A 19640-nucleotide genomic window follows, 5' to 3' on the forward strand; every position below is an offset into this window, starting at 1 on the left:
GGATGGACGGCCGTCGACGGAATCTCCACTACGAGCTGACCGACGAGTCGCCGGTCTACGTCATCTCGGTCGCGGCTCAGCTGTCGGGTCTGCACCCGCAGACCCTGCGCCAGTACGACCGTCTCGGCCTGGTCTCGCCCGACCGCACGGCCGGACGCGGCCGCCGCTACTCGGCGCGGGACATCGAGCTGCTCCGGCAGGTGCAGCAGCTCAGCCAGGACGAGGGCATCAACCTGGCCGGCATCAAGCGCATCATCGAGCTGGAGAACCAGGTCGCCGCGCTGAGCGCCCGGGTGGCGGAGCTGCAGGCCGTCGTCGACGGGGCCGCTGCCGCGATGCAGCAGCGGGAGGCGCAGGTGCACGCCTCGTACCGGCGGGATCTGGTGCCGTATGCGGACGCGCAGCAGACGAGTGCGCTGGTCGTCTGGCGGCCCAAGCGGAAGGACTGACCCTGCGGGTCGGTTCTGCGCAGTTCCCCGCGCCCCTTCCGGGGTGCGGGGAACTTGTGTTTCAGCCCCTGCCCAGGGCCTTCGTCACCGCGATTTCGATCACCACGCGGTCCGGGTTGGGGCGCGGGTCGCGGCCGTAGCGCACCGCGTAGCGGGCGACCGCGTCGGCCACGGCGTCGGTCTCGGCGCGGACGACGGCGCGGCCCTCCAGGGTGGCCCAGCGCCGGCCCTCCATCTGGCAGACGGCGACCCGGGCGCCCGCGGGGCCCGCGGCCTGGACGTTGGCGACCTTGCGGCTGTTCTTGTCCGCGATCACGCGGGCCGTCAGCGTCTCCGGATCGAACGTGACCCCGACGGGCACCACATGCGGGGAGCCGTCCGGGCGGGGCGTGGTGAGGGTGCAGACGTGCCGCTCGCGCCAGAAGTCGAGGTAGGCGGGGTCGGGGTTCCGGAGGTCCTGGGCCATGGGAGCAGCGTAGTGGGCGGGGGCCGCCCCAAGTGGCGGGCGTTTCCTCGTACCGCTTCACTCGCAAGGGGGATCAAACGGACCGGTCCGGCCCTCCCCGATTGGAGTTGAGTCGACTACACTCAAGTTACTGCACGCAGGTACGAGCAAGGAGGGTTCCGACACCGTGGATGCCGAGCTGACCAACAAGAGTCGTGAAGCACTGAGCGCCGCCCAGGAGCGGGCCGTGTCGGCCGGGCATGCCGATCTGACGCCCGCGCACCTGCTGCTGGCCCTGCTCGCCGGGCGGGACAACGAGAATCTGCTCGACCTGCTGGCCGCCGTCGACGCGGACGCGGCCGCGCTGCGCGGCGGTGCCGAGCGGCTGCTCGCCGCGCTGCCCAGCGTGCAGGGGTCCACCGTCTCGCCGCCGCAGCCCAACCGTGAGCTGCTGGCCGTGATCGCGGACGCCGCCGAGCGCGCGCGGGACCTGGGGGACGAGTACATCTCCACCGAGCACCTGCTGACCGGCCTCGCCGCCAAGGGCGGACGCACCGGTGAACTGCTCGACCAGCAGGGCGCCTCCGCCAAGAAGCTGCTCGACGCCTTCGGGAAGGCGCGCGGCGGGCAGCGCGTCACGTCGCCGGACCCGGAAGGCACGTACAAGGCGCTGGAGAAGTTCGGCACGGACTTCACGGCCGCCGCGCGGGAGGGCAGGCTCGACCCCGTCATCGGCCGGGACCATGAGATCCGGCGTGTGGTGCAGGTGCTCTCGCGGCGCACCAAGAACAACCCCGTGCTCATCGGCGAGCCCGGCGTCGGCAAGACGGCCGTCGTCGAGGGGCTCGCGCAGCGGATAGTGAAGGGCGACGTCCCCGAGTCGCTGAAGAACAAGCGGCTGGTCGCGCTCGACCTGGGCGCGATGGTCGCGGGCGCGAAGTACCGCGGTGAGTTCGAGGAGCGGCTGAAGACGGTCCTGGCCGAGATCAAGTCCAGCGAGGGCCAGATCATCACCTTCATCGACGAGCTGCACACCGTCGTCGGCGCCGGTGCCGGCGGGGACTCGGCGATGGACGCCGGGAACATGCTCAAGCCGATGCTGGCGCGCGGCGAGCTGCGCATGGTCGGTGCGACGACGCTCGACGAGTACCGCGAGCGGATCGAGAAGGACCCGGCGCTGGAGCGCCGCTTCCAGCAGGTGCTGGTGGCCGAGCCGTCGGTGGAGGACTCCATCGCCATCCTGCGCGGGCTCAAGGGGCGCTACGAGGCCCACCACAAGGTGCAGATCGCCGACTCGGCGCTGGTCGCCGCCGCGACCCTGTCCGACCGCTACATCACCTCCCGCTTCCTGCCCGACAAGGCCATCGACCTCGTCGACGAGGCCGCCTCCCGGCTCCGGATGGAGATCGACTCCTCGCCCGTCGAGATCGACGAGCTCCAACGCGCCGTCGACCGCCTGAAGATGGAGGAGCTGGCCCTCAAGAACGAGACGGACGAGGCCAGCAAGGAGCGCCTGGCGAAGCTGCGCCGCGATCTGGCCGACAAGGAGGAGGAGTTGCGCGGGCTCACCGCCCGCTGGGAGAAGGAGAAGCAGTCCCTCAACCGGGTCGGCGAGCTCAAGGAGAAGCTGGACGAGCTGCGCGTCCAGGCCGAACGGGCCCAGCGCGACGGCGACTTCGACGCCGCCTCCAAGCTGCTGTACGGCGAGATCCCCGCCGTCGAGCGGGAGCTGGAGGAGGCCGCGCAGGCCGAGGCCCAGGCCGAGCAGGAGGCCGCCGCCAAGGACCTCATGGTCAAGGAGGAGGTCGGCCCGGACGACATCGCCGACGTCGTCGCCTCCTGGACCGGCATCCCCGCCGGCCGCCTGCTGGAGGGCGAGACGCAGAAGCTGCTGCGCATGGAGGAGGAGCTCGGCAAGCGGCTCATCGGGCAGACCGAGGCCGTGCGCTCCGTCTCCGACGCCGTGCGCCGCTCCCGCGCCGGCATCGCCGACCCCGACCGGCCCACCGGCTCCTTCCTCTTCCTCGGCCCGACCGGCGTCGGCAAGACCGAACTGGCCAAGGCCCTGGCGGACTTCCTCTTCGACGACGAGCGGGCGATGGTCCGCATCGACATGTCGGAGTACAGCGAGAAGCACTCCGTCGCCCGCCTCGTCGGCGCGCCCCCCGGCTACGTCGGCTACGAGGAGGGCGGCCAGCTCACCGAGGCCGTGCGCCGGCGCCCGTACACCGTGGTGCTGCTGGACGAGGTGGAGAAGGCCCACCACGAGGTCTTCGACATCCTGCTGCAGGTCCTGGACGACGGGCGGCTCACCGACGGCCAGGGACGGACGGTGGACTTCCGCAACACCATCCTCATCCTGACCTCCAACCTCGGCTCCACCTTCCTCGTCGATCCCCTGCTGAAGGAGGAGCAGAAGAAGGAGAAGGTCCTGGAGACGGTCCGCGCCTCCTTCCGGCCCGAGTTCCTCAACCGGCTCGACGACATCGTCGTCTTCCACCCGCTGGGCACCGACCAGCTGGAGCGCATCGCGCAGATCCAGATCGCACACCTGCAGCGCCGCCTCGCCGACCGCCGGCTCACCCTGGACGTCACGGACGCGGCCCTGCACTGGCTGGCCACCCTGGGCAAGGGCGACGAGGCCGAGGGCGTCGGGGCGCCCGACCTCAGCTACGGCGCCCGGCCGCTGCGCCGTCTGGTCCAGACCGCCATCGGCGACCAGCTCGCGCGCGCGATCCTGGGAGGTGAGGTCCGCGACGGCGAGACCGTCGTCGTCGACCGCGTGCCCGGCCGGCCCGAGGGCCTGTCGGTGACGGCCGCCGAGCGGGTGCCCCAGGAGGCGTGAGCCCCCGGCGGCGCCCCCAGGGGTTGCCAGCGACCGCCGGGCATGGGGGAGGATGACTCTTATCCGCATGAAGGGAAATACACGGTGAGCATCGACCCGTCCTCGATTCCGAACTTCGGGGGCCAGCCCGAACCGCACGAGACGGGCCCGGCAGGCCCCGTCATCCCCGACCAGGACCTGGTCAAGCAGCTCCTGGAGCAGATGGAGCTGAAGTACGTGGTCGACGACGAGGGCGACCTCGCCGCGCCGTGGGAGCTCTTCCGCACGTACTTCATGTTCCGCGGCGAGGAGGAGCAGCAGGTCTTCTCCGTGCGGACGTTCTACGACCGGCCGCACGGCATCGACGAGAAGGGCCGCCTTCTCGAGGTCATCGACGACTGGAACCGCCGCACCCTGTGGCCGAAGATCTACACCCACACCAATGACGACGGCACCGTCCGTCTCATCGGCGAGGCGCAGATGCTGATCGGCGTCGGTGTCTCGCTGGAGCACTTCGTCTCCAGCACGGTCAGCTGGGTGCGGGCCTCGATCGAGTTCGACCGCTGGCTCGTCGAGCAGCTCGGTCTGGAGGCCGACGCCGAGTCCGGCGACGAGAAGCCCGACGACGAGGCCTGACAGCCGTTCCCGCGGCCTGCCGTCCCCGCTCACATGGGGATGCGGGCCACGGTGAGCAGATAGGTCCCGTAGAAGAACGAGAGCCCGGCCAGCGCGGCCGTCGTCACGACGACGGTGCGCCGCCGGGCTCTCGTCATGGCCAGGGCCGCCGGGAGCAGCAGCGGGAAGGCCGGCAGCAGGAAGCGCGGCTTGGAGGCGAAGTAGCTGGAGCCGCCGACCGCGATCACGCCGAGCACGAGGACGTAGACCAGCAGAGCGGCCGGCGGGCGGTCGACGATCAGATACACCAGCGCCGCCAGCGCCACCACCAGGGTGCCCAGGGCCATGTAGTAGGCCAGGCAGTCGCGGCCGACGATCAGGTGGCGGACGAATCCCAGTGCGTTGCGGCCGAAGTCGAAACGCGAGCCCCACAGCCGCTGCACCTCGAAGTAGCCGAACGGCCCGCCGCCCGAGTGCACCCCCGCCCACAGCACATACCCCGCCCAGCCCAGCGGGGCGAGCGCGGCGCCGGCCCAGATGCGCCAGTCGGTACGGGCCCGGCGGTCCCGGTACAGGGCGACGGCCGCCGAGCAGCAGACGGCGGCGGCGACCGCGACGGCATTGGGCCGGGACAGGCCGGCGAGCAGGGCCAGCGCCCCGGCCCACACCCGGCGCCCGGTGAGCAGGGCGTAGAGGGACCAGGCGCACAGCGCGGTCATCAGCGACTCGGTGTAGGCCATGGTCTGCACGATCGCGTGCGGCTGCAGGCCCCACAGGAGCACCAGCAAGGTGGCGGTGCGGCGCCCGTGCAGCCGCTCGCCGACCGCATAGATGCCCCAGGCCGCGGCGCCCGCGGAGGCCCAGGCGACCAGCAGCCCGGCGGTGACGACGGTGAGCGGCAGGACGGTGGTGAGGGCCTTGACCAGACCGGGGAAGAGCGGGAAGAACGCCAGGTCGTTGAAGATCACGCCGGGTGAGGTGGGGGACGGCACGACCCTCCCGTAGCCGTCGTGGGCGATGCCCGCGTACCAGATGCCGTCCCACAGGTGCCCGAGCAGCGTGCGCGGGTGCTTGCCGATCCACCAGGCCCAGGCGGCCATCACCGTCATCCCGGTCAGCCGGGCGGCCGCGTAGCACCCGAGCGCGGGCAGGGCCCGGTGCAGTGCCTCGCGCACCCGGTCCACCCGCCGGCCGGGCCGGGCCCCGGGGGCGCGGCGCGGCTCGGGGGCGCGGACGGGAACGGCGGTGTCGGCGAACACGGGCACACCTCCGGTGGGGTGCGGGGCATACGGGCTACCGAACCATCCCCGGCGTGGCGGGGTGCGCTTCGCGCGGAGGGGCAGGAACGCCCGGAAGCCGTGCGCTTCCACCCGCTCGGGTGCACGAGTGCGGTGGTCTTCGGGTGCGGGCCGGTGGGGGTGATCGCGCACTTCCCCGCGCCCCTTCGGGGCGCCGCCTATGGTGGGCTGATCACGTCGAGGGAGGGCTCATGGACAACTGGAATCCGGCAGCTCGGGTGCGGGGGCTGGGAACCTCCGTTTTCACCGAGATGACAGAGCTGGCCCGGAGCACCGGGGCGGTCAACCTGGGCCAGGGGGTGCCCGAGCTGGCCGGGCCGCAGGGGCTGCTGGACGAGGTGGCGGCGGCGGTGCTCGCGGGCCGCAACCAGTACCCGCCCGCGCACGGTTTCCCCGCCCTGCGCGAGGCGGTGGCCGCGCACCGGCTGCAGCGCCACGGGGTCGCGTACGACCCGCAGGACGAGGTGCTGGTGACCACCGGGGCCACCGAGGCGATCGCGGCGGCGCTGCTGGCGCTGTGCGACCCCGGTGACGAGGTGCTGGCCTTCGACCCCTGCTACGACGCCTACCCGGCGGTCGTCCGGTTCGCGGGGGCGACGCTGGTGGGCGTTCCGCTCGCCGAGGACGGCAACTCCTTTGTCCTGGACGCGGATGCGCTGCGCGCCGCCGTCACCCCGCGTACCCGGGTGCTCGTCCTCAACAGCCCGCACAACCCCACCGGCAAGGTGTTCACGGACGAGGAGCTGGCGGCCGTCGCCCAGGTGTGCCGGGAGCACGACCTGACGGTGGTGACGGACGAGGTCTACGAGCACCTGGTGTACGACGAGGCGCTCGGGCACCGGACGATCGCCGCGCTGCCGGACATGCGCGAGCGGACGCTGGTCATCTCCTCGGCGGGCAAGACCTTCAATGTCACGGGCTGGAAGGTCGGCTGGGTCTGCGGCCCGGCCCCGCTGGTGGCGGCAGTCGCCGCGGCGAAGCAGTTCCTCACGTACGCCTCCGGCACGCCCTATCAGGAGGCGCTCGCGCGGGCACTGGGGGACGTGGAGGCGTGGGCGGCCGGGCTGAGGCTCACGCTGCGGCGCAACCGGGACCTGCTGAGCGAGGGGCTCGAACGCGCCGGGCTGCGCCCTTATCGCGCGGACGCCGGATATTTCGTGCAGGCGGACATCCGCGCATGGGGGCACTCGGACGGCGTGCGTTTCTGCCGTGAACTCCCCTCGCGCGCCGGGGTGGTGGCCATTCCCACCTCCGCCTTCTATGTGCGCCCCGACGCCCCGTCCTATCTGGTGCGTTTCTCCTTCTGCAAGCTGGAGAACTCGGTGCGGGATGCGGTGGAGAAGCTGGTGCGCGCCGTCTGATTCGTGGAAGTGCAGTGGAAGTGCAGTGGATGTGCAAGCGGCCCATGACTGCCCGCATATGCGCCCGGCGGAACTCGAACATCCGCCGGGCGCCGTGCTGTTGAACAAGTGAACTATCCGGCCCTCCCGGGTATGGAAAGATGCAGATGATGGGTAAAAAGGCTGTGAGCGCCGGTCATTCATGATTGCCTCTCCTCCCGGCCCGGATTCACTGCTCCACCGGAATCGAAGGCCCGGGCCAAGGACCCCCTGTGGGCATGAGCCGGTGCACCGAAAAGGAATCTGGTCCTCCTCGGGGCGGGCCGGCCCACCCTTCACTGCTCGCTCGCGGAGCCGACCCGATGCTCACCACGCTCAAGACCGCCTATACCGACACCCGAGCCGCCGATCTCGCCTGGTGCCTGGGGAAGGATCCCCTTCCGGCGCTGGCGGTGCTCGATCTCCAACTCGAAGCGTCCTCCGTGCAGTTGCGTCTCCTCGGCGCCTCCCACCAGGTCCTGCTGGAGGAGGCGGGCGGCGTCTGCTCGGAGACGGTGGCCTGCATAGCCGGCAGCAGCACCCCGCTGCCGCTCGGCGTCGCCAAGCGGGTGGGGGCGTGGGAGTACGAATTCGCGGCGCGCGTCGAGACGCTCTCGCGCTGTTCCTTCGCGGGGCGCGCGCAGGAGTTGCTGGCGCTGGTCGCCGAGCATCCCCAGGGGCTGGCGGGAACGTTTCCCGGCAGCCCCCACGCCTTCACGGCGCTGCTCGCCCAGCGCCGCGACGGCCAGGTCAGCTGGCGCACCTGGCACGCCTATCCGCAGGAGGGGCGGCTGGTGGCCACCCGCACCCGGGTGGGCGTGCGGCTGCCCGCCCCGCTGTGACGGCGGCGGACGCCGCCGCTGCCGGTGCTTTGCCCCTCAATGCCCCCTGAGTGTGGCTCCGTTGCCCCCTGGGTGTGGTTCCAGGGGAAACCCGGCATCCTGCGATTGAACCCGTGTGGGTGACAAGGAGTCGCCATCCCGTGACGTAGCGTTCCCCGCATGATCTACCGCCCGGTACCAGCGCGGCTGCCCGTACCGGCCGGGCTCGGCCGTTTCCTCGTCCTGTCCACGGTCTTCGTCTGCGCGGCCTGCGGGCTGGTGTACGAGCTGGAACTGGTCGCCCTGGCCTCGTACTTGACCGGCGACACCGTCACCCAGGCCTCCGTCGTGCTGTCGGTGATGGTCTTCGCCATGGGCGTCGGTTCCCTGCTCGCCAAACGCCTGCGCGGGCGCGCGGCCTTCGGCTTCGGCGTCGTGGAGGCGGTGCTCGCCCTGACGGGCGGCCTCTCGGCGATGGCCCTGCACGCCTGTTTCGCCTGGTACGGGCAGGCGAAACCCGCCCTGGTGGGCTTCTCGCTGGCCATCGGGGTGCTGATCGGCGCCGAGGTGCCGCTGCTGATGACGCTCATCCAGCGGATCCGCCGGCAGGACGCGGGCGGTGCGGTCGCCGACCTGTTCGCCGCGGACTACGTGGGCGCGCTCGTCGGCGGCCTCGCCTTCCCCTTCCTGCTGCTGCCCGTGCTCGGCCAGCTGTCGGGCGCGCTGCTGACCGGCGCGATCAACGCGGTGGCCGGCGGGGCACTGGTGCTGTGGCTCTTCCGCGGCGACCTCACCGCGCGGGCGCGCGGGGCGCTCATCGCCGCCAACGTCGTGGTCCTGCTGCTGCTCGCGGCCGGCTCGGCGCTGACCGGCCCGTTCGAGAAGGCCGCCCTGCAGGCCATGTACGGCGCCGACGTCCGGGTCGCCGTGCACACCGGCGTCCAGGACGTGGTGCTCACCGGCGGCGGGCCCGGCGGGCAGCCCGCGCTCTTCCTGGACGGGCGGCTGCGGGCCGGCGGCGGTGACGCCTCCCGCTACCAGGAGGCCCTCGTCCAGCCCGCGATGGACGGGCCGCACCGCCGCGTCCTCGTCCTCGGCGGGGGCGACGGGCTCGCCCTGCGCGAGGTGCTGAGCCACCCGGACGTGGCGGAGGCGACGGTCGTCGAGCCCGACACGGCCGAACTCCGGCTGGCCCGCACCGATCCCGGCCTCGTCGCCCTCAACCAGGGCGCCTACCGCGACCCACGGGTCCGCGTCGAGACCGCCGACGCCTTCGACTGGCTGCGCGCCCGGCACGACGCCGACGGGCCGTACGACGTCGTCGTCTCCGACCTGCCGGATCCCGACGTCACGACCGACGCCAAGCTGTACTCCCAGGAGTTCTACGGGCTCGTGGCGCGCGCCCTCGCGCCCGACGGGCGGCTCGCGGTCCACGCGGGCGCCCCCGAGGAGCGCCCGCACACCTTCTGGACCGTGGACGCCACGGTCCGGTCCGTTGGTCTGCGCACCGTGCCCTACCGGGTGACGGCCGGCTCCCCGCACGGCGGCGGCCGCGGCGAGGGCTGGGGCTTCGTGCTCGCCTCCCGCTTCCCGGTGCAACTGCGGCCGGCCCGGCTCACCGTGGCGGTCGGGCCCGACGAGGTGCGCAGGAGGGAGGCGGGGCTGCTGCCGTCGACCCTGATGCACCCGCGGTACGGGCAGTGACGGGCGCGGGGTCGCGCAGCGCCGCGCGGAAGGCGCCGGGGGCCACGCCTTCGCGGTGCTGGAAGAACTTGGCGAAGTTGGCGGCGTCGTCGAAGCCGAGCCGTTCGGCGATCCGCGCGGCGGGCAGTCCGCTGTGCGCGAGCAGCCGCTTGGCCTCCAGCATCACGCGTCGGTCGACGAACTCCTTGGCCCCCACCCCGGCCGCGGCCAGCGTCGCCCGGGCGAGGGTGCGGGGGGAATAGCCGAGCGCCTGCGCGTAGTCGGCGACGCGGTGACTGCGTGCGAAGTCGCGCTCGACGGCCGCCCGGAAGCGCACGAACGCATCGGCGGGCGCGGCGCTCCTCTCCGCCGCGTCGATCCGGTCCAGCCGCAGCACCAGGGCGGACAGCAGATGCCGCAGGATCTCGCGGTGGACGTCGGCGGGCAGCCCCGCCCCGGTGCGGAAGTCGGCGGCGAGGTGCCGCACCGCGCAGAAGATCGCCTCGCGGTCCTCACCCGCCGGGCGGAGCAGCACCGGGCGGAAGGGGTCGTCGGCGACCGCCGCGACCGCCGTGCCGGGCGGCAGGAAGCCGGGCTGTACGAGGATCACCGTGCCCTCGATGGCCGATACGTCGCCGTGCTGCTGCACCTGACCCGGACGTACCCACAGCACCGAGCCCGCCTCCAGCCGGTGGCCGGTGAAGTCCACGGTGTGCACGGTGGTCCCGGAGTCGACGGCGATGATCTGGTGGAAGTCCAGCCGCTGGGGTGCGGGCAGCATGCCCTCCGGCGCCCGGGTGCGGAGGCCCGCGAGCGTGAGGACCTCGACGCCGGCCGGAGTGCCCGGCGGGGCCTGGTAGGCGAGGTCCAGGATCGTCGGCATGTCGTGTCGCTTTTTCACCATGGCGGGGCGCGACCTTACCTGGCCGGGGCGTTGCCCCGCTCGTAGCGTGGTTCTCACGTACAACTCCCGTCCCCCTGTGAGGAGACCCACCATGGCCAAGATCGCACTCTTCGGCGCCACCGGCACGATCGGCAGCCGTGTGCTGCGCGAGGCCCTGGACCGTGGCCATCACGTCACGGCCGTGGTCCGTGACCCCAAGAAGCTCACCGAGCAGCACCCGAACCTCACGGTCGCCACCGGCGACGTCCTCGACCCGGAGTCCGTGGCGGCCGTCTCCGAGGGCCAGGACGTCGTCGTCAGCGCCGTCGGCGGCGGTGACGGGCCCGGTCACGTCGCCACCATCGAGCCGGCCGCCAAGTCCCTGGTGGCGGGCCTGCGCTCGCTCGGCGAGAAGGCCCCGCGGCTGATCGCCGTCGGCGGTGCGGGGTCGCTGCGCACGCCCGACGGGAAGCAGGTGTGGGACGCCGAGGGGCTGCCCGAGTTCCTGCTGCAGATCATGCACGCGCACGGCGACGCGCTGGACTTCTACCGGTCCGTCGACGACGTCCGCTGGACCAACGTCAGCCCCGCCGCGCAGATCGCGCCCGGCGAGCGCACCGGCACCTACCGCACCGCCCTCGACGACCTCGTCGTGGACGAGAACGGCACGAGCCGGATCTCCGCCGAGGACTACGCGGTGGCCCTCGTCGACGAGGTCGAGGAGGCGAACCACATCGGTGAGCGCTTCACGGTCGGAGCGTGAGATTCCAGAGTCGGAGGTTGGTCGGTTCCTGACGGAAAGTTCGACAGGATTCGACCGGGGAGGCACCACTGCGGGGTCCGGTGGGTAGGCTCGCTGGTTATGGAGCACGAGGTGTTCGTTCCGTTTCCCGTCGCTGCGGTCCGGCGGGCCCTCTCCGACCCCGCGCGCGTGGCCCGCTGCATCCCCGGGCTGCAGCAGGACGCGGCGGACGCCTCCGGAACACCTCTCGCCGGGCGGCTGCGGCTGCGCATCGGCGGCTCCACCATCACCTACCGGGGAGCGCTGCGGCTCACCGAGCACGACGGCGCCTACGAGCTGTCGGGCGAGGGCACGGAGGCGCGCGGCTCGGGGACGGTGACGCTCGCGCTGAGCGCGGTGCCCGAGGAGATGCCCGGCGGTACCCGGCTGACGTGCACCGGCACCGTCGGCGGTGCCGGGCGGCTGGCCGACTTCGACCCGAGGACCGCGGAGTCCGCGGGGCGGCGGCTGCTGGACCGGTTCGCCGCCGCGCTGGCGGAGGAGCTCCGCGAGGAGGGCCGGGTGTTCGAGGCGGAGGTCCCGCCGCCCTCGCTGGACCCGGCGACGGACGTGGACGTGGACGTCGACGGGCTCGACGGCGAAGAGCTGGAGGGCGTGGCCCTGGAGGCGGTCATCGAGGACGCGCTGGAGGGCGGCGAGCCGCCGGCCGAGGCGGCGCACGCGCGCCGCACGATGATCGGCCGCAGCGCGGAGGAGGTCGACCACGCGCCGCCGCGGGGCCGCTATGCGCCGGTCCCGGCCCCCGAGACCACCACGGGCACGGCAGCCCTCCGCTGGGCCGTCCCCGCGGCTGCGGTGGCCCTCGCCTCGGCGGTGGCGGTGGGCCGGGTGCTGCGGCGCAGGCGCTGACGCCGACTGCTCCGCAGGGGTACGGGGCTGTGTTTGATATGCGGCTCCGCCGCGTGGGCGTGACCGGGGCGCCCCGTCAGGGGCGCTGGGGGCACCTCTGGGGGTCCCCCCAGCGGTAGCTGGGGGAGATAGCTGGGGGAGGAACTGCGCGATCAGCCACGACGAGCCCGCAGTTGACGCACTGCACTGCCCGCGGAGCGCCCCGTATCGTCGAAGTCGTGACAAGCAACGAGCAGACCGTGCGACTCGCACACGGCAACGCCGAGGTCGCCGTCGACCCCGGCAACGGATGCCGGATCAGCAGCATCACCGTCAACGGCATCGAACTGCTCCGCCAAGGAGCGAAGTACGGCGCCTTCCCGATGGTCCCCTGGTGCGGCCGCATCGCGGAAGGCCGCTTCCGCAACGGCGGTGACCTCCACCAGATGCCGGTCAACTCCCCACCGCACGCCATCCACGGCACCGGACGGGACACCGCCTGGACGACCGCGCGCGCGGACGACACGTCCGCCGCGTTCACCTACGAGCTGACCGACCCCTGGCCGTACCCCGGCCGCGTCACCCAGCTGGTCGAACTGGGCGAGGATTCCCTGACCCTCACGATGGGCGTCGAGGCCGCCGCCGACTCGTTCCCGGCGCAGGCCGGCTGGCACCCCTGGTTCCTGCGCAACCTCGGCGCCGGCAAGGACGTCGAGATCGGCTTCCGGCCCTCCTGGCAGGAGCGGCGCGGCGCGGACCACCTGCCCACCGGCGAGCGCATCGACCCGCTCCCCGGCCCCTGGGACGACTGCTTCGGGATGCCGGACGGCGTCGATGTCACCCTCACCTGGCCCGGCGCCCTGGAGCTGAAGGTCACCAGCCGCGCCGAGTGGGTCGTGGTCTACGACGAGCAGCCCGAGGCCGTCTGCGTGGAGCCGCAGAGCGGGCCGCCGAACGGGCTCAACACCCTGCCGCGCCTGGTCACGCCCATCGACCCCCTCGAGGTCTCCACCACATGGACCTGGCGGAGCCTGGCCTAAGCTCATGGCCATGACCAACGCGCGTGACGCCCTGCTGCAGCAGATCAAGGACAAGGCCGTCGTCCACGGCAAGGTGACCCTCTCCTCCGGCAAGGAGGCCGACTACTACATCGACCTGCGCCGGATCACCCTGGACGCCGAGGCCGCGCCCCTGGTCGGCCAGGTGATGCTGGACGCCACCGCCGATCTGGAGTTCGACGCGGTGGGCGGTCTCACGCTCGGCGCCGACCCGGTCGCCTCCGCGATGCTGCACGCCGCCGCCGCCCGCGGCCGCCGGCTGGACGCGTTCGTCGTGCGCAAGGCCCAGAAGACGCACGGCATGCAGCGCCGCATCGAGGGCCCGGACATCAAGGGCCGCCGCGTCCTGGTGGTCGAGGACACCTCGACCACCGGCGGTTCCCCGCTGACCGCCGTCGAGGCGGCCCGCGAGGCCGGTGCCGAGGTCGTGGCCGTGGCGACGATCGTCGACCGCGGTGCCGAGTCCGCGATCGAGGGCGCCGGGCTGCGCTACATCACCGGTTACACGCTGGGTGACCTGGACCTCGCCTGACGTCGAACGTCACGCCCTGACGTCCCGCCCCGACGTTTCACGTGAAACCATGGGGGCGACGATGACCGTCGCCCCCTTAACCGCAACACCCCAAGGAGCGGACAGATGCCCATCGCAACCCCCGAGGTCTACAACGAGATGCTCGACCGGGCGAAGGCAGGCAAGTTCGCCTACCCGGCCATCAACGTGACCTCGACCCAGACTCTGCACGCCGCCCTGCGCGGTTTCGCCGAGGCGGAGAGCGACGGCATCATCCAGATGTCCACCGGCGGCGCCGAGTTCCTGGGCGGCCAGTACAACAAGGACATGGTCTCGGGTGCCGTGGCGCTCGCCGAGTTCGCGCACGTCGTCGCCAAGAAGTACCCGGTGAACATCGCGCTGCACACCGACCACTGCCCCAAGGACAAGCTGGACGGCTACGTCCGCCCGCTGATCGACCTCTCCGCGGAGCGCGTCGCCCGCGGCGAGAACCCGCTCTTCCAGTCCCACATGTGGGACGGCTCGGCCGAGACCCTCGCCGACAACCTGGCCATCGGCCAGGAGCTGCTCGCCAAGGCCGCCGCCGCCAAGATCATCCTCGAGGTCGAGATCACCCCGACCGGTGGCGAGGAGGACGGCGTCAGCCACGAGATCAACGACGAGCTCTACACCTCCGTCGAGGACGCCATCCGCACCGCCGAGGCCCTGGGCCTGGGCGAGAAGGGCCGTTACCTGCTGGCCGCCTCCTTCGGCAACGTCCACGGCGTCTACAAGCCGGGCAACGTCGTCCTCCGCCCCGAGCTGCTGAAGGACCTGCAGCAGGGTGTCGCCGAGCGCTTCGGCAAGCAGGACCCGTTCGACTTCGTCTTCCACGGCGGCTCCGGCTCCACCGAGGAGGAGATCCGCACCGCGCTGGAGAACGGCGTCGTGAAGATGAACCTCGACACCGACACCCAGTACGCCTTCACCCGCCCGGTCGCGGCCCACATGTTCGCCAACTACGACGGCGTCCTGAAGGTCGACGGCGAGGTCGGCAACAAGAAGGCCTACGACCCGCGCACCTGGGGCAAGCTGGCCGAGGCGGGCATGGCCGCGCGCGTCACCGAGGCCTGCGCCAACCTGCGTTCGACCGGCACCAAGCTGAAGTAACCCACAGCGGTTCCGGAAGGGGCCCGGTACGCGTACGGCGTACCGGGCCCCTTCGCGTGGCCGGCCGGGCCGGGGCGCGGGATGATCCGGACATGGGCGAACCGCTCCCCGCAGTCCGGCTCGGCACCCGCGTGGGGCGCGCCGTCGTGCTGACCACCGTGCTCGGCTCCGGCATGGCCATGCTCGACAGCACCGTGGTCAACGTGGCGCTGCCGCACATCGGGCGGGACCTGCACGCGAGCCTCGCCGTGCTGCAGTGGACCGTCAACGCCTACATGCTCACCCTCGCCGGGCTGATCCTGCTGGGCGGGGCGCTGGGGGACCGGTTCGGGCGGCGCCGGGTGTTCGTCGTCGGAGTGGTGTGGTTCGCGCTCGCCTCGCTGCTGTGCGGGGTCGCCCCGGACGCCGGGGTGCTGATCGCGGCCCGTGCCCTGCAGGGCATCGGCGGGGCGCTGCTCACGCCGGGGTCGCTGGCGCTGATCCAGGCGGTCTTCCGGGAGGAGGACCGGGCCGCGGCCGTGGGCGCCTGGTCCGGGCTGGGCGGGGTGGCCGCGGCGGTCGGCCCGTTCGTGGGCGGCTGGCTGGTGGACGGGCCGGGCTGGCGCTGGGTCTTCCTGATCAACCTGCCGGTGGCGGCCGTGTGCGTGCCGGTCGCGCTGCGGTACGTGCCCGAGACGCGGGCTCCCGGGGCCCGCGGCCGGTTCGACGTGCTCGGGGCGGCGCTGGGGGCGCTCGCGCTGGCCGGGGTGACGTACGCGCTGATCGCGGCGCCGGAGAAGGGCGCGTCGGTGCAGGTCGTCGTGCCAGCCGTCGCCGGGCTGCTGCTGGGCGTCGCGTTCGTGTACGTGGAGTCGCGGCGGGCCGATCCGATGCTGCCGCCGGCCATCTTCTCGGTGCGGATGTTCTCGGCCGTCAACGGCGTCACCGTGTTCGTCTACGCGGCCTTCAGCGGCTTCTTCTTCCTCGCCGTGCTCCAGCTCCAGGTGGTCGCCGGCTGGTCCGCCCTGGAGGCGGGCACGGCGCTGCTGCCCACGACCGTGCTGATGCTGCTGCTGTCCGCCCGGTCCGGGAAGCTCGCGCAGGACATCGGCCCGCGCATCCCGCTGACCGTGGGGCCGCTGCTGTGCGCGGCGGGGATGCTGCTGATGACGCGGGCCGGGGCGGGGGCCGTGTACTGGCGGGACGTGCTGCCGGCGCTGGTGGTGCTCGGGCTGGGCATGGTGGTGCTGGTCGCACCGCTGACGTCCACCGTGCTGGCCTCGGTGGACGTGGGGCGGGCCGGACTGGCCAGCGGCATCAACAATGCGGCGGCGCGGGCCGCGGGGCTGATCGCGGTGGCGGCCCTTCCACTTGCCGCGGGCATGGGGGCGGACACGTATCGGAACCCCGCGGCGTTCTCCAGCGCGTTCGGTACCGCGATGGTGTGGTGCGCCGGGGCGCTCGTGCTGGGCGCCGTGCTGGCGTGGGCCACCGTGCGGCCTGCGGCCGCGCCGGTTGCGGGGCCGGGGGAGCCGTGTCACCCCGAGTGCACGTATCACTGCGGGGTGGCCTCGCCGCCGTTGGACCCCGGGGACGTATGAGCCTGCGGGCCGGCTGTGGTTGCTCGCGCAGTTCCCCGCGCCCCTTCGGGGCGCGGCATACGGGCGCGGGGATACGGGGTGCGTACCCACTGCGGCAGACTGGAGGTCATGGCCATTCACGAGAACCTGCTCGGGGGACCGCCCCCGACTCATCTGCCCGACGACCCCGAGCCGCGTGAGCTGCTCGCCTCCGGGGCCGCGCCTGCCGAGGTCGCCGCCAAGTACCCGGCGTCCTCGCTCGCCTGGGCGCAGCTCGCGGACGACGCGTTCGAGGCCGGCCGCACCGTCGAGTCGTACGCCTACGCCCGCACCGGCTACCACCGCGGCCTCGACGCGCTGCGCCGCAGCGGCTGGAAGGGCCACGGCCCGGTGCCGTTCGAGCACGAGCCCAACCGCGGCTTCCTGCGCGCCCTGCACGCCCTCGCGCGGGCCGCGCAGGCGATCGGCGAGCAGGAGGAGTACGAGCGCTGCTCGACGTTCCTGCGGGACAGCTCCCCGACGGCCGCCGACACCCTCGGCTGAGCCGCCCTCCGCCGGCAAGGGGCCGCGTACGGCCCCTTGCCGCAGGGCTTCACCGGCACGGATGATCCCGGCGTGACCACCCGGTGAACCCCCGCCAGTGGAGGGCGTCATGACCCAGAACCGCACCCCAAATCTCGACTTCGCCGGCACCACCCCCTACGAGGACTACGTACGGGCCTCCGTGCTCAGCCGGCTCCAGGAACCCCTCTCCGACGACCCTGGGGAAATGGTCTTCCTCGTGACCACCCAGGTCATGGAGCTGTGGTTCACCGTCCTCGTGCACGAGTGGGAGACCGCCTCGCGCGCGCTGCGCCACGACGACCTGCCCGTGGCGATGGCGGCGCTCAAGCGCTCCACCTACGAACTCGCCTCCCTCAACGCGTCCTGGGAACCGGTGGCGCATCTGACGCCGGCCCAGTTCAACTCCTACCGCTCCGCCCTGGGCGAGGCCTCCGGGTTCCAGTCGGCGATGCACCGGCGCATGGAGTTCCTGCTCGGCGACAAGTCGGCCTCCCTGCTCCTCCCGCACCGCGGCGCCCCGCACGTCCACGCCGAGCTGGAACGGGCGTTGCACGCGCCGAGCCTCTACGACGAGGTGCTGCGGTACCTGGCCCGCCGGGGGCACGCGATACCCGTGTCCGTGCTCGGCCGGGACGTCTCCGAACGGTATGCGGGCGATCCCGCGGTGGAGCGGGTCTGGCAGCGCATCTATGCCGGTGACCAGGGCAGCGACGAGTGCCGCCTGGGCGAGGCGTTGACGGAGGTCGCGGAGCTGGTATGGCGCTGGCGCAACGACCATCTCGTCGCCACGAGAAGAGCGATGGGGGCGAAGAAGGGCACCGGGGGTTCGCCGGGGGTGGCCTGGCTGGAGAAGCGGGCCGCGAAGAGCGTCTTCCCCGAGCTGTGGACGGCGCGCAGCCGTGTCTGACCTGACGAGCGAGGCGGCTGCTCGCGACGCCGCGGACGAACTGCGCGCCAAGCGCGCCGAGTTCGTGCTGGACGACGGCACGGTCTACCTCGACGGCAACTCGCTGGGCGCGCTGCCCAGGGCCGTCCCCGCGCGCCTGGCGGACGTCGTCGAGCGGGAGTGGGGGCGGCTGCGCATCCGTTCCTGGGACGAGTCCGCCTGGTGGACCGCGCCCGAGCGGGTCGGCGACCGGATCGGCCGGCTGGTCGGGGCCGCGCCCGGACAGGTGGTGGCGGGCGACTCGACAAGCGTCAACGTCTTCAAGGCGGTTGTGGCGGCGGTGCGCTGCGCGGCCGACGGGCGTGACGAAGTGCTCGTCGACGCGGCGACGTTCCCGACGGACGGGTACATCGCGGAGTCCGCGGCCCGGATGACGGGCTGCCGGATCCGGGCCGTGCCCGCCGCGGACCTGGCGGACGCCGCCGGGCCGCGCACGGCCGTCGTGCTGGTCAACCATGTCGACTACCGCACCGGGCGGCTGCACGACCTGCCCGGCACGACGGCCGCGGTCCGGGCCGCCGGGGCCCGCGTGGTGTGGGACCTGTGCCACAGCGCGGGCGCGCTGCCCGTCGAACTCGACGCGCACGGCGTGGACTTCGCGGTCGGCTGCACGTACAAGTACCTCAACGGCGGCCCCGGCGCGCCCGCCTTCCTCTACGTGCGCTGGGACCTCCAGCCCCGCTTCGACTCGCCGCTGCCCGGCTGGAACTCCCACGCCGACCCCTTCGGCATGACCGCCGCCTACCGTCCTGCGGACGGCGCGGTCCGGGGCCGGGTCGGCACCCCGGAGATCCTCTCGCTGCTGGCGCTCGACGCGGCGCTGGACGTCTGGGACGGCGTGGACCTCGCCGCGGTCCGGGCGAAGAGCCTGGACCTGACGGACTTCTTCCTGCGCTGCGTGGCGGCGTACGCACCCGGTGCGGTGACGCCCGTGACGCCGGCGGCACATGGGGAGCGGGGCAGCCAGGTGTCCTTGCGGACGGCTTCGGGGGAGGGGCGGGGGCTCATGGCGGAGCTCGTGCGCCGGGGCGTGGTGGGCGACGTCCGCCCGCCCGACATCCTGCGCTTCGGCTTCGCGCCGCTGTACGTCGGCTTCGCCGACGCGGAGCGCGCGGCGCGGGTGCTGGGCGAGGTGGTGGGCGCGTGACCGCGTACGGGCCGCACCCCAGCCAGGTGGTCGACTTCCACGGGCCCGCGGACGCGCCGGTCCGGGTGACGCTGCTGCACGGCGGCTACTGGCGCGAGCGCTACGACCGCACATACCTGGTCCCGCTGGCCCGGGCGCTCGCCGGGCCCGGTGCGAGGGTGGCGCTCGCGGAGTACCGCCGGGTGGGCGGGGGCGGGGGCTGGCCGGCGACGTTCGACGACGTCGCGCAGGTGGTGCGCTCCGCTTCGGGGGGCCGCCACGTCCTGCTCGGGCACTCCGCGGGCGGCCACCTCGCGCTGTGGGCGGCGGCGCGGCTGCCGGGGATCGACCACGTGGTGGCCGTGGCGCCGGTGGCGGACCTGGCCCGGGCGCGGGAGCTGGCGCTGAGCGACGGGGCCGTGGACGAACTGCTGGGCGGCCGCTACCGCCCGGAGGCGGATCCGATGCGGTTGCCGGCGCCGGAGTGCACCGTGACGCTGGTGCACGGCACGGCGGATACGGACGTTCCGGTGGAGCTGTCCCGGCGGTACGCACGCGCCGTACCGCACGCGGTGCTGCGGGAGCTGGACGGGGTCGACCACTTCGCCCCCGTGACCCCGGGAACGGAGGCGTGCGAGACGGTCCTGAAGACGGTGCGGGGCGCCCCGTAAGGGGCGCGTGTAGTACTTGAGGCGGACCC

At 72.9% G+C, this 19640-nt stretch carries 19 protein-coding genes; 16 read left to right on the plus strand and 3 right to left on the minus strand.

Annotation, left to right across the window (positions count from 1 at the left end):
* Positions 1-2 precede the first annotated feature (2 nt).
* Positions 3-449: a heat shock protein transcriptional repressor HspR gene (locus HG542_RS04415; RefSeq protein WP_171078673.1), complete on the plus strand. Its 447-nt coding sequence runs from the start codon at positions 3-5 to the stop codon at positions 447-449.
* A gap of 61 nt (positions 450-510) precedes the next feature.
* Here the strand turns inward: HG542_RS04415 and HG542_RS04420 are convergent, their stop codons facing one another.
* The gene (locus tag HG542_RS04420; protein ID WP_171078674.1) at positions 511-915 is read right to left on the minus strand and encodes a pyridoxamine 5'-phosphate oxidase family protein; all 405 of its coding nucleotides are present in this window, start codon (positions 913-915) and stop codon (positions 511-513) included.
* Between the two features lie 166 nt (positions 916-1081).
* Here HG542_RS04420 and clpB point away from each other — a divergent pair, with 166 nt between their 5' ends.
* Entirely contained in the window at positions 1082-3739 is a 2658-nt protein-coding gene (gene clpB, locus HG542_RS04425; protein ID WP_171078675.1) for an ATP-dependent chaperone ClpB, read from the plus strand.
* A gap of 84 nt (positions 3740-3823) precedes the next feature.
* On the plus strand, positions 3824-4354 hold the full coding sequence (locus HG542_RS04430; RefSeq protein WP_171078676.1) for a YbjN domain-containing protein: 531 nt from the start codon (positions 3824-3826) through the stop codon (positions 4352-4354).
* A 29-nt stretch (positions 4355-4383) separates the two neighbouring features.
* On the opposite strand, the gene HG542_RS04435 is transcribed toward HG542_RS04430, so the two are convergent.
* Positions 4384-5592 carry a putative hexosyltransferase gene (locus HG542_RS04435; RefSeq protein ID WP_171078677.1) on the minus strand — a complete coding sequence of 403 codons (1209 nt, stop codon included), beginning with the start codon at positions 5590-5592 and terminating at the stop codon, positions 4384-4386.
* A gap of 230 nt (positions 5593-5822) precedes the next feature.
* Between HG542_RS04435 and HG542_RS04440 the strand changes: the two genes are divergently transcribed.
* From HG542_RS04440 to HG542_RS04450, 3 genes are all read left to right on the plus strand, one after another.
* Positions 5823-6992 carry an aminotransferase class I/II-fold pyridoxal phosphate-dependent enzyme gene (locus tag HG542_RS04440; protein ID WP_171078678.1) on the plus strand — a complete coding sequence of 390 codons (1170 nt, stop codon included), beginning with the start codon at positions 5823-5825 and terminating at the stop codon, positions 6990-6992.
* Between the two features lie 341 nt (positions 6993-7333).
* Complete coding sequence (locus tag HG542_RS04445; RefSeq protein WP_171078679.1) at positions 7334-7852, plus strand: DUF2617 family protein; 519 nt, start codon at positions 7334-7336, stop codon at positions 7850-7852.
* Between the two features lie 159 nt (positions 7853-8011).
* Positions 8012-9535 (plus strand): polyamine aminopropyltransferase, encoded by a 1524-nt coding sequence (locus HG542_RS04450; protein ID WP_171078680.1) that lies wholly within the window; start codon positions 8012-8014, stop codon positions 9533-9535.
* On the opposite strand, the gene HG542_RS04455 is transcribed toward HG542_RS04450, so the two are convergent.
* Positions 9447-10418: a helix-turn-helix domain-containing protein gene (locus HG542_RS04455; RefSeq protein WP_171078681.1), complete on the minus strand. Its 972-nt coding sequence runs from the start codon at positions 10416-10418 to the stop codon at positions 9447-9449. The two genes, HG542_RS04450 and HG542_RS04455, sit on opposite strands and share 89 nt — an antisense overlap.
* A gap of 91 nt (positions 10419-10509) precedes the next feature.
* Between HG542_RS04455 and HG542_RS04460 the strand changes: the two genes are divergently transcribed.
* From HG542_RS04460 to HG542_RS04505, 10 genes are all read left to right on the plus strand, one after another.
* Positions 10510-11160 carry an NAD(P)-dependent oxidoreductase gene (locus HG542_RS04460; RefSeq protein WP_171078682.1) on the plus strand — a complete coding sequence of 217 codons (651 nt, stop codon included), beginning with the start codon at positions 10510-10512 and terminating at the stop codon, positions 11158-11160.
* Between the two features lie 99 nt (positions 11161-11259).
* Entirely contained in the window at positions 11260-12048 is a 789-nt protein-coding gene (locus HG542_RS04465) for an SRPBCC domain-containing protein (protein WP_171078683.1), read from the plus strand.
* Between the two features lie 218 nt (positions 12049-12266).
* The gene (locus HG542_RS04470) at positions 12267-13067 is read left to right on the plus strand and encodes an aldose epimerase family protein (protein WP_171078684.1); all 801 of its coding nucleotides are present in this window, start codon (positions 12267-12269) and stop codon (positions 13065-13067) included.
* Between the two features lie 4 nt (positions 13068-13071).
* Positions 13072-13617, plus strand: coding sequence for an orotate phosphoribosyltransferase (gene pyrE / locus HG542_RS04475; RefSeq protein WP_171078685.1), 546 nt, complete (start codon positions 13072-13074; stop codon positions 13615-13617).
* Between the two features lie 105 nt (positions 13618-13722).
* Positions 13723-14745 (plus strand): class II fructose-bisphosphate aldolase, encoded by a 1023-nt coding sequence (fbaA, locus tag HG542_RS04480; protein WP_171078686.1) that lies wholly within the window; start codon positions 13723-13725, stop codon positions 14743-14745.
* Positions 14746-14837: 92 nt separating this feature from the next.
* On the plus strand, positions 14838-16325 hold the full coding sequence (locus HG542_RS04485) for an MFS transporter (protein WP_171078687.1): 1488 nt from the start codon (positions 14838-14840) through the stop codon (positions 16323-16325).
* Positions 16326-16433: 108 nt separating this feature from the next.
* Positions 16434-16847: a DUF3151 domain-containing protein gene (locus HG542_RS04490; protein WP_171078688.1), complete on the plus strand. Its 414-nt coding sequence runs from the start codon at positions 16434-16436 to the stop codon at positions 16845-16847.
* Between the two features lie 109 nt (positions 16848-16956).
* On the plus strand, positions 16957-17775 hold the full coding sequence (locus tag HG542_RS04495) for a tryptophan 2,3-dioxygenase family protein (RefSeq protein WP_171078689.1): 819 nt from the start codon (positions 16957-16959) through the stop codon (positions 17773-17775).
* Positions 17768-18961 carry a kynureninase gene (kynU, locus tag HG542_RS04500; RefSeq protein ID WP_171078690.1) on the plus strand — a complete coding sequence of 398 codons (1194 nt, stop codon included), beginning with the start codon at positions 17768-17770 and terminating at the stop codon, positions 18959-18961. The genes HG542_RS04495 and kynU overlap by 8 nt, the downstream gene beginning before the upstream one ends.
* Complete coding sequence (locus tag HG542_RS04505; RefSeq protein ID WP_171078691.1) at positions 18958-19611, plus strand: alpha/beta fold hydrolase; 654 nt, start codon at positions 18958-18960, stop codon at positions 19609-19611. The genes kynU and HG542_RS04505 overlap by 4 nt, the downstream gene beginning before the upstream one ends.
* Positions 19612-19640 lie beyond the last annotated feature (29 nt).

This window comes from Streptomyces morookaense (genome assembly GCF_013030945.1).
Lineage (GTDB): Bacteria > Actinomycetota > Actinomycetes > Streptomycetales > Streptomycetaceae > Streptomyces > Streptomyces morookaensis.

Coding starts and splice junctions, on each gene's coding strand:
- HG542_RS04445 (WP_171078679.1), top strand. CDS start 7,334: ATGCTCACCACGCTCAAGACCGCCTATACCGACACCCGAGCCGCCGAT.
- HG542_RS04465 (WP_171078683.1), top strand. CDS start 11,260: ATGGAGCACGAGGTGTTCGTTCCGTTTCCCGTCGCTGCGGTCCGGCGG.
- HG542_RS04440 (WP_171078678.1), top strand. CDS start 5,823: ATGGACAACTGGAATCCGGCAGCTCGGGTGCGGGGGCTGGGAACCTCC.
- HG542_RS04415 (WP_171078673.1), top strand. CDS start 3: ATGGACGGCCGTCGACGGAATCTCCACTACGAGCTGACCGACGAGTCG.
- HG542_RS04460 (WP_171078682.1), top strand. CDS start 10,510: ATGGCCAAGATCGCACTCTTCGGCGCCACCGGCACGATCGGCAGCCGT.
- HG542_RS04420 (WP_171078674.1), bottom strand. CDS start 915: ATGGCCCAGGACCTCCGGAACCCCGACCCCGCCTACCTCGACTTCTGG.
- HG542_RS04485 (WP_171078687.1), top strand. CDS start 14,838: ATGGGCGAACCGCTCCCCGCAGTCCGGCTCGGCACCCGCGTGGGGCGC.
- HG542_RS04450 (WP_171078680.1), top strand. CDS start 8,012: ATGATCTACCGCCCGGTACCAGCGCGGCTGCCCGTACCGGCCGGGCTC.
- HG542_RS04495 (WP_171078689.1), top strand. CDS start 16,957: ATGACCCAGAACCGCACCCCAAATCTCGACTTCGCCGGCACCACCCCC.
- HG542_RS04455 (WP_171078681.1), bottom strand. CDS start 10,418: ATGGTGAAAAAGCGACACGACATGCCGACGATCCTGGACCTCGCCTAC.
- HG542_RS04490 (WP_171078688.1), top strand. CDS start 16,434: ATGGCCATTCACGAGAACCTGCTCGGGGGACCGCCCCCGACTCATCTG.
- fbaA (WP_171078686.1), top strand. CDS start 13,723: ATGCCCATCGCAACCCCCGAGGTCTACAACGAGATGCTCGACCGGGCG.
- pyrE (WP_171078685.1), top strand. CDS start 13,072: ATGGCCATGACCAACGCGCGTGACGCCCTGCTGCAGCAGATCAAGGAC.